Raw genomic sequence first — 14,637 nt, 5'->3', positions numbered from 1 at the left:
GGCGCTCCGAGCGCCGTGTGGCGAGCCACACAAGTGAGGAGCAACGCCGCAGCGCGCCCGCCCAGCGCCCCCAAAACGGGAACTTATTCCGGGCCAAATCCATAAGCTTGATCTGCTCGATACCCGCCTGCTTCGTTGCCCGTGAATCAAGTTAACCGTGCACAATCGCCGTCGATGAGCTTTCTTGCGATCGACGTCGGCAATACGCGCCTCAAATGGGCGCAGTACGCATCACCGCAGCCCGGGGCCGGGCTGCTCGCGCATGGCGCCGTATTTCTCGAGACCATCGACAACCTGGCCGAAACCGACTGGAAGCATCTGCCTGCGCCGTCGAGCATGCTCGGCAGCATCGTGGCCGGAGAAGGTGTCAAGCGCCGCGTCGAAGAGCAAATGGAGATCTGGGACATCGCCCCGCGCTGGGTGGTCTCATCGCCGCATGCTGGCGGCGTCACCAACGGCTATGACCATCCGAACCGGCTCGGAACCGACCGCTGGGTTGCGCTCATCGGTGCATGGCACCGAGTGCTGGCCACCGGCGGGCCTCGTCCGACACTGGTGGTGATGGTCGGGACGGCGGTGACCGTCGATGCCCTGGACGAGACCGGACGATTCCTGGGCGGGTTGATTCTTCCCGGCTTCGGCCTGATGCTGCGGGCGCTGGAGATGGGCACGGCCGGCCTCAAGGCACCTACCGGCGAGGTGCGCGATTTTCCGACCAACACCAGTGACGCCTTGATGAGCGGCGGCGCGCATTCCATCGCCGGCGCCGTCGAGCGCATGCATCGGCGTCTGCTGAAGCGCACGGGCCAGGAGCCGGTGTTGCTGATGAGCGGCGGCGCCGCTGTAAAGCTCGAGCCGATCACCGACCTCTCTTTCGAGACGGTCGACACCTTGATCTTCGAAGGTCTGCTCGCGCTGCAGTCGCATCGGCTTGCGCTCTGAGAGGCTGAGAGTTTCGGAAGGTGCTTCGCTGACGAGTTTGCCGACGAAGCCAGCGCATTCCGGCAGAAAGGGGGGGCGAGTACTGTGTCCTTGGAGGTGTCAGCGATTCACAGAATGTAGCGAGACAGGTCCTCGTTCTTCGCAAGCTCGGCGAGCTTCGCGTCCACCTCTGCGACACCGAGCTCGACAGTCTTGCCGCCCAGATTCGGTGCGTCGAAGCTCACCTCGTCCAGCAGGCGCTCCATCACCGTCGACAGGCGCCGCGCGCCGATGTTTTCGGTGCGCTCATTCACGTCATACGCGATCTGTGCAAGGCGGCGAATGCCTTCCGTTTTGAACTCGAGCGTCACGCCTTCGGTGGCGAGCAAGGCCTGATATTGCTTGACCAGGCTGGCGTGCGTTTGCGTGAGGATGGCTTCGAAGTCGTCCACGCTCAGTGAGCCAAGCTCGACGCGAATCGGGAATCGACCTTGCAATTCGGGAATCAGGTCGCTGGGCTTGGTGAGGTGGAAGGCGCCTGACGCGATGAACAGAATGTGGTCGGTCTTGACCATGCCGTACTTCGTGTTCACCGAGGTGCCCTCGACCAGCGGCAGCAGATCGCGCTGTACGCCCTGGCGCGAGACTTCTGCGCCGCCCGAGTCCGAACGCGAGGTCACCTTGTCGATCTCGTCGATGAAGACGATGCCGTTCTGCTCGGCGTTGGTGAGTGCCGTCGCGCGGATCTCTTCTTCGTTGACGAGCTTGCCCGCTTCCTCCTCGACCAATTGCTTGAAAGCTTCGGAAATCTTCATCTTGCGCAGCTTGCGCTTGCCGCCACCCATGTTGGCGAACATGCCACGCAACTGCTCGGCCATCTCTTCCATGCCGGCGGGTCCCATGATCTCCATGGCGGGCTTGCTGTCGGCCACTTCGATCTCGACTTCCTTGTCGTCGAGCGCGCCTTCCCGCAGGCGCTTGCGCATCATCTGCCGCGCGGTGTTGTCAGTGGGCGGCGAGGTGATGCCGAAGTCGCTTCGCGCGGGCGGCACGAGAATGTCGAGCACGCGGTCTTCGGCAGCGTCCTCCGCGAGGCTGCGCTGGCGTCGCATTGCGGTTTCCCGCTCTTGCTTGACGGCCATGTCGACCAGGTCTCGCACGATGGAGTCCACATCCTTGCCGACGTAGCCGACCTCTGTGAACTTGGTTGCCTCGACCTTGATGAAGGGCGCGTCGGCCAGTTTCGCGAGGCGCCGTGCGATCTCGGTTTTGCCCACACCCGTCGGCCCGATCATCAAGATGTTCTTGGGCGTGATCTCGCCGCGCAGTTTCTCGTCGACCTGCTGTCGGCGCCAACGGTTGCGCAAGGCGATAGCAACGGCTCGCTTGGCGTTGCGCTGGCCCACGATGTGGCGGTCAAGTTCGGAGACGATCTCTTGAGGGGTCATGCTTGATTTCACGTCACGACCCCAGGGTTTCGATCGTGTGATGTTGATTGGTGTAGATGCACAAGTCACCGGCAATCTCGAGCGACTTCTTGACGATGTCGACCGGCGCGAGTTCCGTGTGTTCGAGCATGGCGCGCGCAGCCGCCTGAGCATAGGCGCCGCCCGATCCGATGGCGACGATACCGTGCTCGGGTTCGAGCACATCGCCGTTGCCTGTGATGATGAGCGAGGCCTCCTTGTCGGCCACCGCCAGCATCGCTTCCAGGCGGCGCAGCACGCGGTCGGTACGCCAGTCCTTGGTCAGCTCGATGGCGGCGCGCACGAGGTGACCTTGATGCTTTTCGAGCTTGGCCTCGAAACGCTCGAAGAGGGTGAAGGCGTCGGCAGTTGCGCCTGCGAAGCCCGCGAGCACCTGATCGCGATAGAGCTTGCGCACCTTGCGGGCGGAGGCCTTGACGACGATGTTGCCGAGAGTGACTTGGCCGTCGCCGCCAAGGGCGACGACATTGCCGCGGCGCACGCTCAAGATGGTCGTGCCGTGGTAGTTTTCCATTGGGCGTATCTGCTGGTGAAGGTGCGGGAATCAAGCCCGCAGTGGATGCAGTATCCGGCTTTCAGGGGTCAATTCGCGCACGCCATGTCGGGTATGTCGGGTGATTGGCAAAGTGCGGCGTGCGCCCGGGGACATGTCTTTAAGAACGGATCAACTGTCCGCGTGGGCTCCTTCGACGGACTCTCTCACGATGCGGACCTGCGCTTTGCCCGCCTTGCGTTCAGACCGTGCGCACTTTAACGCGCGCGTGTTCGGTGATGCCCATGGCGCCGAAGAACAGGGCGACGAGGCGTTGCGCGTCAAGGAAGCTCACAGAGCGGTTTTCGCTGCGGCGCGCGAGCACCCAGTTGAGGAGATCACCCGCCGCGATGAAGTCGACTCGGATTAGCTTCGAGCATGAGACGTTCACGATGCTCGCGTTGCCGAGCTGTTCATCCATCTTCTTCATCGTATCGCCGATGTCGCCGACCAACTGGCCCGACAACTCGACGCTTGCCACCTGCACTATGTTTGGTTCGTCGGTGAGCTGTGACTCGACGAAGCTCGTTGACACCTCGCTCACCACTGACAGGGGCGGCGATTGCGTGCTGTGATCCGGCCCACTCACACGGGCTTGGCACTTGGCCGGCTCCCACGAGGGAGGAGATACCTCGTAGGTCACGCAGTAGTCGATTGCCGCTTCGTCGAACTGGTCAGGGCGGTTGGTCATGCGCAGCGCGTCGAGGCGAAGCTGCCAATAGGCTGGGTCGGCATCTCGCACGCCGGTGGGCGCGGCGTCTGCCAATACGTTGAAAAGCCGATCGCCGTTCAGCCAGCGCATGTCGAGCTTCTGGCCTATCCAGGTGCGGAACAGTTCGCTCATCCGGGCGCAGGCCTCAGGGTCGATGCTGTTCATTTGCCCCCAGTCAAACACCCAGGGAAGGGGCATCTGAAGGGTCTGCGATCGCAGCTTGGCGACGGTTTCAGCGTCGACGATTTCCGGGCAGATCCAGCCAACCTGGCCCTCGGGGCGCGCGGTGCGTGGCTTAACGTTGTCATCTGCGTTCGCCGACTCCGCCATCAGTTGCGGCATCGAGAACCACTGTGGCGCCGACCAACCGAACTGCTGGGCATAGTCCAGTGCGAGCGCCTCGAACTTGCTGTGCTGGCCGATTGCGCGGTACAGGTCAAACAATACCAGCCAGGTTTCGGCATGCTGCGCGCGACTACCGCCCGAGCCGGTGAGCGTCGAGAGCGACTGTTCGCACAACTCGAAATCGGCATTCGCAAACGCGATGACGGCTTCATCGAGTTCGGGGTCGTGGGCAACCTCGCTCACTTCAACCGCAAAGGGGTTGGCGAAGTCCGACGACGCGATGTCGAGCGCCAGGGGCGATAGCGGTGACATGCTCGAGCTCATTACCACGGCGGCGGCGGCCGATGCGGTCGTCAGCTTGCCGCTGTCGCTCGGACTGCCGGCGTCGATCAATCGACCGTCGTCCGGCGCGGCCGCGAGCTGTGCGTGCGTGCTCTGGCGCGCAGCCGGCGTTCGATCCATGGGCACCGGCTGCGTACGGGCGTTGTAGAACTCGGGGGTGCGGCGCTGCGAGCCGTGGTAGCCGTCGCCGACCATCTGCTGCTCGATCTCGTCGATCTTGGCCTTGACGCCACTGTCGGGCTTGGCACCGCTGTCGATGCGGGCTTCGGAATCGTCAATCCTGGACGAGCCGCCGAGGGCCGCGAGCTGTTCGCTGGACAAGCCCTCTCGGCGCACCTTGCGAAGCATGTCGAACTCGCGTTTGCGGACGAAGTCGTTGCGCCGCTTGCGCTCGATCATCGCCTTCAATTCCGACTTGGCGAATTCACTCTCCCGCGCTTCTGCTGAAGGCGGTCCCAAATCGCTCCACTCCGTGGCCGGATTGGCCACGAACTTCACGACCTTACGGAAGAAACTTGTCGTGTCTTTCGGTTCCGCCATGTCGGGGTACTGCCGCGTCGGATGGACGGATGCAGGCGACTGCTCAGAGGCTGAGAGTTTTTCGAGCGTGTCCGAGCAGCACGTCAAAAGGCACCTGATCTAGGCGCAAAGCACAGCCATAGCCAGGGCTATGGCGAGCATTTGCAACGACGAGCAGGGGTCTTTTGGCGTGATGAGCGGGCATGATCGAAATACTCTCAGCCTCTCAGTCGCCGAACATCTTCTGTTTGAGCTCTCGGCGTTGCTGAGCCTCTAGCGACAGTGTAGCGGTGGGCCGAGCAATCAGTCGACCGAGGCCGATCGGTTCGCCGGTTTCGTCACAGAAACCGTAATCGCCAGCCTCGATGCGGGACAGCGATTGTGAAATCTTCTTCAAGAGCTTGCGTTCGCGGTCACGTGTGCGAAGTTCGAGTGCATGCTCTTCCTCAATGGTCGCCCGGTCGGCCGGATCCGGAACGATGGAGGTGTCTTCGCGCAGGTGTTCGGTCGTTTCGCCAGCGTTGGACAGCAGGTCGTCCTTGAGTACTTGCAGCCGGGCTCGGAAGAAGTCCAGCTGCTTGTCGTTCATGTACTCGTTGTCGGGCATGGCCATGAGTTCGGCCTCGGTCAGGTCGCGGCCGGCCTTGGTCTTCCATGCGTTGGCCAGCTTCGGGTCGGACTTGTATTCGTGCTTTGGGGTATCCACTACGTCGTTGTTCATCTGTCGGGTTGGGGGGCGGGGCGGTGCGAACCGGTCGGCGAATCGGGAAGTCGGAGGAGGAAGGGGTGATGCCGCCGGAGCCGCTGGTGGGGTTTTGCCTGACCGCTTGGGCGATGTCGGCGTGGGCGGGGTCGGCGGCTGCTGCGCCACTGGCTTGGCTGCCGGAGCATGGTGCACAGCCGGATGCGCAGTGGCGAGTTTGGGGGCAGTGTGCTTGGCTGACGCGGGCGTTTCCTTGGCTGTGGTCTTGGACGGAGCGTGGTGCGCCGCCTTTGCCGCCGCTTTCGCGGGTGCTGCCGTCTTTGCCGCCGCCGTGGCCGCTGGCGTCTTCGCCGCGGCCTTCGTGGGACTTGCTTGCTTTGCCGGGGTCTTGCTCACATGAGTCTCCTCGCAACGGCGGTTATACCCGCTCTGACCTCGGCGTTTTCAACATCGGGGCGAATTTGGGCGCCGCGGATTGTAGCTACGTTGTGTTCAGGCACCGCCCTCTGATTACCTCGAATGGAAACCAGAGGTTCCAAACATCGGCAATACTTTGCAAGGATTCTCAGATCAGACATTGGTCGAGACCCTGAAGGAACACATCCTTGGGCAGGTCGATGCCGATGAACACCATCTTGCTTGTTTTCTTTTCGCCGGGCGCCCACTTCGGACCGAGATCGCTGCCCATTAACTGGTGCACGCCCTGGAAGATCACCTTCTTGTCGGTGCCCTTCATGTTCAGAACACCCTTGTAGCGAAGCATCTTGGGGCCGTAGACCTGGACGATGGCACCCAGGAAGTCCTCGAGCTTGGCGGGGTTGAAGGGCTTATCCGATCGGAATACAAAAGACTTGACGTCGTCGTCGTGCGCATGGTGGTGCGGGTGGTTGCAATGCTCGCCATGGTCGTGGTCATGATCATGGTGGTCGTGATCGTGGTCGTCCGCCTTGAGGAAATCCGGATCGATGTCGAGCTTGGCGTTCAGGTTGAAGCCGCGGAGGTCGAACACCTGGGAAATCGGCACCTCGCCGAAGTTCACCTGGCGCTGAGGGGCGCGCGGGTTCATGCGCTTGACGCGGTGGGCCAGGTCCTCGACGGCAGAATCGTCCACGAGGTCGGCCTTGCTAATGAAGATCTGGTCGGCAAACCCGACTTGGCGGCGAGCCTCCTGCCTATCGTCGAGTTGGGCCTGGCCGTGCTTGGCGTCCACCAGCGTCAGGATGGAGTCGAGCAGGTAGCTTTCTGCAATCTCGTCGTCCATAAAGAAGGTCTGGGCGACCGGGCCTGGGTCGGCCAGGCCGGTGGTCTCGATCACCACGCGGTCGAAATCGAGTTCGCCCTTGCGTTTTTTCTCCGCCAGATCGCTCAAGGTAGTGCGCAGATCTTCGCGGATGGTGCAGCACACGCAGCCGTTGTTGAGTTGAATGATCTGTTCCCTGGTGTCTTGCACCAGGATCTCGTTGTCGATGTTCTCGTCGCCGAATTCGTTTTCGATGACGGCGATCTTCTGGCCGTGAGCCTCGGTGAGCACCCTCTTCAAGAGCGTGGTTTTGCCTGAGCCGAGAAAGCCGGTGAGGATGGTGGCGGGGATGAGGGCCATGGTGAAAGTCCTGAAGCAGTGGTGCGGCCCTCGCGATCTGGGGCCCCGGGGTCGGAAATCAACCCGTCAAGCTAGCACACTTGAGAAATCCTGTTGGGTTAAGCTGGCGCTCTCCCCACTACTCGCCACTGTGCGATGTCCGATCCACATTCAGGCCAGAGCGGCCGCGCCAAGTCCGGCGAGCGACCGCACCCATCTTCCACGACCGACAAGCGCAACCTCTTCCAGCGCATCGTCGAGTTTGTCCATCCCGGCCCCGACTCGACCGACGAGTTGATTTCGACGCTGGCCGACGCGGAGGACCGCGAACTCATCCCGCCCGAGTCGCGCATGATGCTCGAGGGCGTGATCCGCATGGCCGACATGACGGCAGGCGACGTGATGGTCGCAGCTCCGCGCATGGATCTGCTGAGCATTGACGCGCCCTACGACGACGTGCTGCACCTGGTCATCGGCGCCGGCCATTCGCGCTTTCCGGTCTACGAGGGCCAGCGCGAGAACATCATCGGTACGCTGATGGCAAAGGACCTGCTCAAGTTGCAGAGGTCGCCGGAATTGAATCTGCGAACGCTGTTGCGGCCGGCGGTCTACGTTCCCGAATCGAAGGGCTTGAACGAACTGCTTCGCGATTTCCGATCGAACCGCAACCACCTCGCCATCGTCATCGACGAATTCGGCAACACGGCGGGGCTGATCACCATCGAAGACGTGCTCGAGGAAATCGTCGGCGAGATCGAGGACGAATTCGACGAAAAAGACGGCGACACCAGCATCTACACACTTGCCGACGGCAGTCACCGGGTGGCTGGCGACGCGCACATCCGCACGGTGAACGAATCCTTCGTCGCATTGCTGCCGGAGCAAGATTTCGACACCATCGGAGGGCTGGTGGCGCATGAACTCGGCCGCGTGCCCCGCCGTGGCGAAGCGCTGACGCTGGGGGGGCTGGTGTTCACTGTCATGCTCACCCGCGGCGGTGCGGTGCGCTGGTTCAAGGTCACCCGCGCGCCCGAAGAAGCGCTGGGCAGCGACGGCGCCTGATGGCGGGGCCGCTTCCTCCCGCGCTGCCAGTACGGCCGCTGTCGCTTCCCTTCGATCTGGTCGTCGCTGCGGTGGCCGGAGCGCTGCAGACTGCCTCATACGTTTACACCGAGGCGTGGTGGCTGCAGCTCATGTGCGCCGGATGGCTCGCCTGGCGAGGCGTCATGACCGGGGCGGGCAGGGCAGCGGCGCTCGGTTGGCTCTTCGGCACGGCATGGATGGCCACCGGCACATGGTGGCTCTTCATCAGCATGCACCGCTACGGTGGACTGCCCGGCTGGATGGCCTTGCTTGCCGTGCTCGCCTTGAGCGGGTTCCTGTCCGTGTACCTCGCGGCCGCCATGGGCGCGTTCTCGCGTTGGCGTTTCGGCAAGCCGTGGCTTGACGCCCTGTTGTTCGCGGCGCTGTGGATGCTTGCCGAACTGGCCCGTGGCGTGATCTTCACCGGCTTTCCGTGGGTGGCCTCGGGCTATGCACACGTGGATGGGCCGCTTGCCTCGCTCGCGCCCTTCGTGGGCGTCTACGGCATCGGGTTCATGGCAGCCCTGATTTCGGCGTGGGCGGCCTTGTCGTTCGCACAGGCCAGGCGTCGATGGGTGGGTGCGGCCGTGGCGGTGGGAGTGTTTGCTGTGACTGCCAACACGCGGGCAGGCTTCACCACGCCTACCCATACACTGTCCGTCACCCTTTTGCAGGGCAACATTCCGCAGGAAGAGAAGTTCGCGTCCGACCACCTGGGTGCCGCCCTGGAATGGCATGTCAAGGGCCTCGTCGGAGCCCGCAGCGACCTTGTCATTGCTCCGGAAACGGCGGTCCCGCTACTCCCGCAGCAACTGCCTGAAGGCTTCTGGGACGATCTTCGCAAACGATTCGCGAGCGGACGTACCTCTGCGCTATTCGGGGTCCCGCTGGGCAGCGAACAGACGGGCTACACCAATTCCGCAGTGGGTTTTTCTCCCGGCGCCAAGGAGGACTACCGCTACGCCAAGCACCATCTTGTGCCATTCGGCGAGTTCATTCCTGTCGGCTTCAAGTGGTTCACGCAGTTGATGAACATCCCCCTTGGCGACTTCAACCGCGGAGCGCTCAACGCGCCGTCGTTCGTGGTCAATGGCGAGCGGATCGGTCCGAACATCTGCTATGAAGATTTGTTCGGCGAAGAACTTGCTGCACGCTTTTCCAACCCGGCCCGCGCGCCGACCATGTTCGCCAACATCAGCAACATAGGCTGGTTCGGCGACACCATCGCGGTCGACCAGCATTTGCACATTTCTCGCATGCGCTCGCTCGAATTCGAGCGGGCCATGATGCGCGCGACGAACACGGGCGCGACGGTGATCATCGACCACCGGGGCCACGTGACGCAGTCCCTCAAGCCCTTCACTGTCGGTTTTCTCGAAGGCAATGTGCAAGGGCGTGAAGGCCTCACGCCCTTCGCGTGGTGGTGTAGCCGCTACGGCCTGTGGCCGCTCGCACTCTTCGGGGCTCTGGTGGTGGCGGTATTTGCGGGGATGCGGCACAGGCGTTGAGATGGCCATGGGCGGCCAGGCGGCGATCGGAGCGGCGGCGCTCGAGGTGCGCTCAGGCTGGCCCCAGGGGCGATGGGACGTGAATGTCGACACGCCCAGTAAACTTGCCGGTTTCCGCCGTTCACCACCCCATCGACACCATGCTGACCTTCCAGCAAATCATCCTGCGCCTCCAAGACTATTGGGACAAGCAGGGCTGCGCCTTGCTGCAGCCCTACGACATGGAAGTGGGCGCGGGGACCAGCCACACGGCAACCTTCTTGCGCGCCATCGGGCCCGAGCCCTGGAAGGCGGCCTATGTGCAGCCCAGCCGCCGCCCCAAAGACGGCCGCTACGGCCAGAACCCCAACCGCCTGCAGCATTACTACCAATACCAGGTGGTGCTCAAGCCCGCGCCGGCCAACATTCTCGAGCTGTACCTGGGCTCGCTGGAAGCGCTGGGATTTGACCTCAAGACCAACGACATCCGCTTCGTCGAAGACGATTGGGAAAATCCCACGCTCGGCTGCTGGGGCCTGGGTTGGGAGGTCTGGCTCAACGGCATGGAGGTGACGCAGTTCACCTACTTCCAGCAAGTGGGAGGCATCGACTGCAAACCGATCACCGGCGAGATCACCTACGGGCTGGAACGACTGGCGATGTACCTTCAGGGCGTGGACAGCGTCTACAACCTGAAGTGGACCGATGCGCTGAGCTACGGCGACGTGTATCACCAAAACGAAGTCGAGCAAAGCACCTACAACTTCGAGCACAGCGACGTGGACTTTCTGCTCGGCGCCTTCGGCAGCCACGAGAAGCAGTCCAAGCACCTCATGGAGCAGAAGCTTGCGTTGCCCGCCTATGAACAACTGCTGAAGGCCGGCCACACCTTCAACCTGCTCGATGCACGCGGTGCGATCAGCGTGACCGAGCGTGCCGCTTACATCGGCCGCATCCGCAACTTGGCGCGAAGCGTTGCGCAAAGCTACCTGGAGAGCCGCGCGCGACTCGGTTTCCCCATGGCGCCCAAGGCCTGGGCTGATGAAGTCGTCGCCCAGATCGAGAAGAAGGCAGCGTGAGAGACATGAGCACCATGACGCACAAGAATCTGCTCGTCGAGCTGTTCGTTGAAGAGCTGCCGCCGAAAGCTTTGAAGAAGCTGGGCGAGTCGTTCGCGACTTCGCTGTCGGACAGCCTGAAGTCGCAAGGGTTGAGCGCTGCGTCAGCGGCAGTGAGTTCGTTTGCGTCGCCGCGACGGCTGGCCGTGCACATGACCAACGTGGCCGCCGCGGCTGCCGACAAGTCCGTGTCGCAAAAGCTGATGCCGGTGAGCGTCGGTCTTGACGCCGATGGTCAGCCAACGCCTGCATTGCTCAAGAAGCTTGCTGCCGTGGGTGTGGATGCGGGTGCCGTGCCCTCGCTCAAGCGGCAAATGGACGGCAAGGCCGAAGCGCTGTTTTTCGACAGCCTGGTCAAGGGCGCGACGCTGGCTGAAGGATTGCAGAAAGCCATCGAAGAAGCGATTGCAAAGCTTCCTATCCCGAAGGTGATGCAGTACCAGCTTGAAGACGGGTGGACCAGCGTGAACTTCGTCCGCCCGGCGCATGGATTGGTGGCGCTGCACGGTGCCGACGTGGTGCCGGTGAGCGCGCTCGGTCTCAAGGCCGGTCGCACGACGCAAGGTCATCGATTCGAAGCCGCCAAGGCGGTCTTGGAGTTGCGAGACGCCGATCACTATGCAGCGCAACTGCTCGACGAAGGCGGGGTGATCGCGAGCTTTGCCGAGCGCCGCGCTGACATCGTCAGGCAACTCGACGCCGCTGCCGCAAAGCAGGGACTCAAGCCCATCGCCGACGAGGCCTTGCTTGACGAAGTGACCGCGCTCGTCGAACGGCCCAACGTGCTGCTGTGCCAGTTCGAGAGCGAATTCCTCGACGTTCCGCAGGAATGCCTCATCCTCACGATGAAGGCCAACCAGAAGTATTTCCCGCTGCTCGATGCCAAGGGCAAGCTGACGAACCAATTCCTCATTGTCAGCAACATCCGCCCGCAAGACCCGAGCCGAGTGGTCGAAGGCAATGAGCGTGTCGTTCGTCCTCGTTTGGCCGATGCAAAGTTCTTCTTCGACCAGGACCGCAAGAAGACGCTGGAGTCGCGCGTTGCGGGCTTGGCAAAGGTGGTCTATCACAACAAGCTGGGCACGCAGGGCGAACGGGTGGAGCGGGTTCGCATGATTGCGAAGGCGATCGGGCAGCAACTTGGCGGCGAGGAGCTGGCGGCGCAAGCCGATCAAGCAGCCAATCTCGCGAAAGCCGATTTGCTCACCGACATGGTCGGTGAGTTCCCGGAGCTGCAAGGGATCATGGGCGGCTACTACGCCAAGCACGACGGGCTTGGCGACGACATCGCGGCTGCCATTGAAGACCACTACAAGCCGCGCTTCGCGGGCGATGATCTGCCGCGCAATGCGGTCGGTGTGGTTGTCGCCCTGGCCGACAAGCTTGAGACCCTGGCGGGAATGTTTGGAATTGGGCAGGCCCCGACGGGCGACAAAGATCCATTTGCGCTGCGCCGCCATGCGCTGGGTGTTATTCGCTTGTTGGTTGAAAAGAGCTTGCCTGTCGATCTGTCGGAAGCGATTCGTTTTGCGCTTGAGCCATTCTCCCCGTTCAATATTTTGAGACTGGTCCGCAAGCCGAACGGGGAAGAGGTTCGGGCAATCGAACCACATCAACTCGCCAAGGACACGGCTGAAACGATTTCCAGCTTCATCTACGATCGTTTCGCCGGTAGCCTGCGCGAACAAGGCTACAGCGCGCAAGAGGTTGATGCGGTGATCTCACAGTTGCCACAGCGCTTGATGCAGGTTCCCAAGCGCCTTGCGGCCGTGCGGGCCTTCAAGGCTTTGATCGAAGCCGAGCCGCTGGCCGCCGCGAACAAGCGCGTGGGCAACATTCTGAAGAAGAGCGAGGACGCGACGGTTGCGCAGTTGAAGAACGGGGGCGCGCTTCTTACTCAGGTCGACACCGTCTTGCTGCAGGAGCCGGCCGAACACGCGCTGTACGAAGCACTCAAGCGTGTCGGCCCGGTGTCCGAAGCCGCCTTTGCAAGCGGTGACTACACCGCCTCCTTGCAAGCCCTTGCCGCACTGAAGACCCCGGTGGATGCCTTCTTCGACAACGTGATGGTCAATGCCGACGATCCTGTCCTTCGGGCAAATCGCCTGGGCCTTCTGGCCCAGTTGCACGCAGCGATGAACCGTGTGGCCGATTTGTCAAAGCTGGCGACTTGAAGCCGGTCGCTGAATAATCCGCCCATGAACCGCCAACAACAGATCAAAGCGACCCATCCGCTCGATGGGATCCGTGCTTGGGCGCGTCGACGAGTCGCTGAGGCCCGCGCATGAAACTCGTCATCCTCGACCGCGACGGCACGATCAATGAAGATCGGGACGACTTCGTCAAGTCGCCGGAAGAATGGGTCCCGCTGCCGGGTGCCCTGGAAGCCATCGCGCGACTCAATCACGCTGGCTGGCATACGGTGATTGCGACCAACCAGTCGGGCCTTGGTCGAGGTCTCTTCGACATGGCCTCGCTCAATGCCATGCATGCCCGCATGAATCAGTTGCTCACCAAGCAAGGTGGTCGCATCGATGCGGTGTTCTTCTGCCCACATGTGCCGGAAGACCAATGTGAGTGCCGCAAACCGCTGCCAGGCCTCATGCTGCAGATTGGCGAGCGCTACGGGGTCGATTTGGAAGACGTGCCCTTCGTAGGGGATTCGCTGCGCGACCTGCAGGCCGGCGTGGCCGCTGGCTGCCCGACTCACTTCGTTCGCACCGGCAAGGCTGCTGCGCTCACCGACGCAGAACTCGCGGCCATCGTGAAGCTCGTGCCGAGGACCAGTGTGCATGCCGACCTGGGTGCGTTCGCCGACGCGATCATCCAGGAAGAGCGCCAGGCGCGCGGCATCGTCGGTGAAAACGATTCCGGTTTTGGCCGATTGATTTGAAGCACTCGCATTTGATGCAAAAACTCTTCTGGTCATTGCGCTCTGCGCTGTTCGTCCTCTGGATGGCAGCCACTGTGATTCCCTGGGCGATCTTCTCGCTCATCGCGTCGATCTTCATGCGGGGCACTCCGCTGTATTGGTTCACCACATACTGGTTGCGCATCGCCATCTACGGCGCACGATTCATTTGTGGCGTGCGCTGGCGCATCATCGGCAAAGACAAGCTCGAGGCCGCCGACACCGGTGGCCCGATGGTCGTGCTGCCCAAGCATCAATCGACCTGGGAGACCTTCGCCTTTCCGCAATTGATGCCGCATCCGCTCGCCTATGTCTTCAAGCGCGAGCTGCTGATGATTCCCTTCTTCGGCTGGGCCATGGGCCGTCTCGACATGGTCCACATCGATCGCAGCAAGCATGCCGAATCCTGGAGCCGCGTGGCCGAGCAGGGCCAGAGATTCATGTCACAAGGCAACTGGGTGATCATGTTTCCAGAGGGAACACGCATTCAGCGAGGCATGCGGGGCAAGTACAAGGGGGGCGGCACCCGGCTTGCAGTGACCACGGGGGCATCGGTGCTGCCGATCGCCGTGACATCGGCGCGCTGCTGGCCGCGCAAGTCGTTCATGCTGCGTCCGGGCGTTGTCGATATTTCAATCGGTAAACCCATCTCGTCGATCGGACGCGAACCGGACGATTTGATGCGCGAAGTCGAGACTTGGATCGAAGCCGAGATGCGGCGCCTCGATCCCGAGGCCTACATGTCGGACGCAAAGGCGCGAGCCGCTTCAACGCAAAGCACATAAGGACATGGCCCCAAACAATTTCCCGTTTTGGGGGCGCAGGGCGGGCGCGCTGCGGCGTTGCTCCTCGCTTGTGTGGCTCGCCACACGGCGCTCGGAGCGCCTTGCATCGCATC

General features: G+C 62.3%; 12 protein-coding genes. 7 read left to right on the top strand and 5 right to left on the bottom strand.

The window, feature by feature from the left end; all coding sequences use genetic code 11:
- Positions 1-174 precede the first annotated feature (174 nt).
- Complete coding sequence (locus AC30NL_RS20500) at positions 175-942, top strand: type III pantothenate kinase (RefSeq protein WP_489465830.1); 768 nt, start codon at positions 175-177, stop codon at positions 940-942.
- 107 nt (positions 943-1,049) lie between these two features.
- On the opposite strand, the gene hslU is transcribed toward AC30NL_RS20500, so the two are convergent.
- The 5 genes from hslU to AC30NL_RS20475 all read right to left on the bottom strand — a co-directional run bounded on the left by hslU (position 1,050) and on the right by AC30NL_RS20475 (position 7,161).
- Positions 1,050-2,369, bottom strand: coding sequence for an ATP-dependent protease ATPase subunit HslU (gene hslU / locus AC30NL_RS20495; protein WP_489465829.1), 1,320 nt, complete (start codon positions 2,367-2,369; stop codon positions 1,050-1,052).
- 13 nt (positions 2,370-2,382) lie between these two features.
- The gene (gene hslV, locus AC30NL_RS20490; RefSeq protein WP_489465828.1) at positions 2,383-2,922 is read right to left on the bottom strand and encodes an ATP-dependent protease subunit HslV; all 540 of its coding nucleotides are present in this window, start codon (positions 2,920-2,922) and stop codon (positions 2,383-2,385) included.
- A 220-nt stretch (positions 2,923-3,142) separates the two neighbouring features.
- A complete protein-coding gene (locus tag AC30NL_RS20485; RefSeq protein WP_489465827.1) occupies positions 3,143-4,966 on the bottom strand; it encodes a hypothetical protein in 1,824 nt (607 codons plus the stop codon).
- A 118-nt stretch (positions 4,967-5,084) separates the two neighbouring features.
- Positions 5,085-5,957 carry an RNA polymerase-binding protein DksA gene (gene dksA / locus AC30NL_RS20480; protein WP_489465826.1) on the bottom strand — a complete coding sequence of 291 codons (873 nt, stop codon included), beginning with the start codon at positions 5,955-5,957 and terminating at the stop codon, positions 5,085-5,087.
- 169 nt (positions 5,958-6,126) lie between these two features.
- Complete coding sequence (locus AC30NL_RS20475; protein ID WP_489465825.1) at positions 6,127-7,161, bottom strand: CobW family GTP-binding protein; 1,035 nt, start codon at positions 7,159-7,161, stop codon at positions 6,127-6,129.
- 135 nt (positions 7,162-7,296) lie between these two features.
- Here AC30NL_RS20475 and AC30NL_RS20470 point away from each other — a divergent pair, with 135 nt between their 5' ends.
- The 6 genes from AC30NL_RS20470 to AC30NL_RS20445 all read left to right on the top strand — a co-directional run bounded on the left by AC30NL_RS20470 (position 7,297) and on the right by AC30NL_RS20445 (position 14,524).
- Complete coding sequence (locus AC30NL_RS20470) at positions 7,297-8,202, top strand: CorC family transporter (RefSeq protein WP_489465824.1); 906 nt, start codon at positions 7,297-7,299, stop codon at positions 8,200-8,202.
- A complete protein-coding gene (lnt, locus tag AC30NL_RS20465; protein WP_489465823.1) occupies positions 8,202-9,731 on the top strand; it encodes an apolipoprotein N-acyltransferase in 1,530 nt (509 codons plus the stop codon). Before AC30NL_RS20470 ends, lnt begins: the two co-directional genes overlap by 1 nt.
- Positions 9,732-9,871: 140 nt before the next feature.
- On the top strand, positions 9,872-10,789 hold the full coding sequence (glyQ, locus tag AC30NL_RS20460; protein WP_489465822.1) for a glycine--tRNA ligase subunit alpha: 918 nt from the start codon (positions 9,872-9,874) through the stop codon (positions 10,787-10,789).
- Positions 10,790-10,803: 14 nt separating this feature from the next.
- Positions 10,804-13,002 carry a glycine--tRNA ligase subunit beta gene (gene glyS, locus AC30NL_RS20455; protein ID WP_489465831.1) on the top strand — a complete coding sequence of 733 codons (2,199 nt, stop codon included), beginning with the start codon at positions 10,804-10,806 and terminating at the stop codon, positions 13,000-13,002.
- A 110-nt stretch (positions 13,003-13,112) separates the two neighbouring features.
- Positions 13,113-13,721: a D-glycero-beta-D-manno-heptose 1,7-bisphosphate 7-phosphatase gene (gmhB, locus tag AC30NL_RS20450; RefSeq protein ID WP_489465821.1), complete on the top strand. Its 609-nt coding sequence runs from the start codon at positions 13,113-13,115 to the stop codon at positions 13,719-13,721.
- Between the two features lie 14 nt (positions 13,722-13,735).
- Positions 13,736-14,524 carry a lysophospholipid acyltransferase family protein gene (locus tag AC30NL_RS20445; RefSeq protein ID WP_489465820.1) on the top strand — a complete coding sequence of 263 codons (789 nt, stop codon included), beginning with the start codon at positions 13,736-13,738 and terminating at the stop codon, positions 14,522-14,524.
- The last annotated feature ends 113 nt before the right edge of the window (positions 14,525-14,637 follow it).

Source organism: Rhizobacter sp., from assembly GCA_021153565.1.
GTDB lineage: Bacteria > Pseudomonadota > Gammaproteobacteria > Burkholderiales > Burkholderiaceae_C > Albitalea.
Note: the sequence above shows the minus strand (reverse complement) of the source record. Positions and strands in the feature narration are given on the sequence as shown.

Excerpts from the sequence above, each read along its gene's own strand:
- hslV (WP_489465828.1), bottom strand. The coding sequence starts at position 2,922 with ATGGAAAACTACCACGGCACGACCATCTTGAGCGTGCGCCGCGGCAAT.
- glyQ (WP_489465822.1), top strand. The coding sequence starts at position 9,872 with ATGCTGACCTTCCAGCAAATCATCCTGCGCCTCCAAGACTATTGGGAC.
- AC30NL_RS20445 (WP_489465820.1), top strand. The coding sequence starts at position 13,736 with ATGCAAAAACTCTTCTGGTCATTGCGCTCTGCGCTGTTCGTCCTCTGG.
- lnt (WP_489465823.1), top strand. The coding sequence starts at position 8,202 with ATGGCGGGGCCGCTTCCTCCCGCGCTGCCAGTACGGCCGCTGTCGCTT.
- hslU (WP_489465829.1), bottom strand. The coding sequence starts at position 2,369 with ATGACCCCTCAAGAGATCGTCTCCGAACTTGACCGCCACATCGTGGGC.
- AC30NL_RS20475 (WP_489465825.1), bottom strand. The coding sequence starts at position 7,161 with ATGGCCCTCATCCCCGCCACCATCCTCACCGGCTTTCTCGGCTCAGGC.
- AC30NL_RS20500 (WP_489465830.1), top strand. The coding sequence starts at position 175 with ATGAGCTTTCTTGCGATCGACGTCGGCAATACGCGCCTCAAATGGGCG.
- gmhB (WP_489465821.1), top strand. The coding sequence starts at position 13,113 with ATGAAACTCGTCATCCTCGACCGCGACGGCACGATCAATGAAGATCGG.
- AC30NL_RS20470 (WP_489465824.1), top strand. The coding sequence starts at position 7,297 with ATGTCCGATCCACATTCAGGCCAGAGCGGCCGCGCCAAGTCCGGCGAG.
- glyS (WP_489465831.1), top strand. The coding sequence starts at position 10,804 with ATGACGCACAAGAATCTGCTCGTCGAGCTGTTCGTTGAAGAGCTGCCG.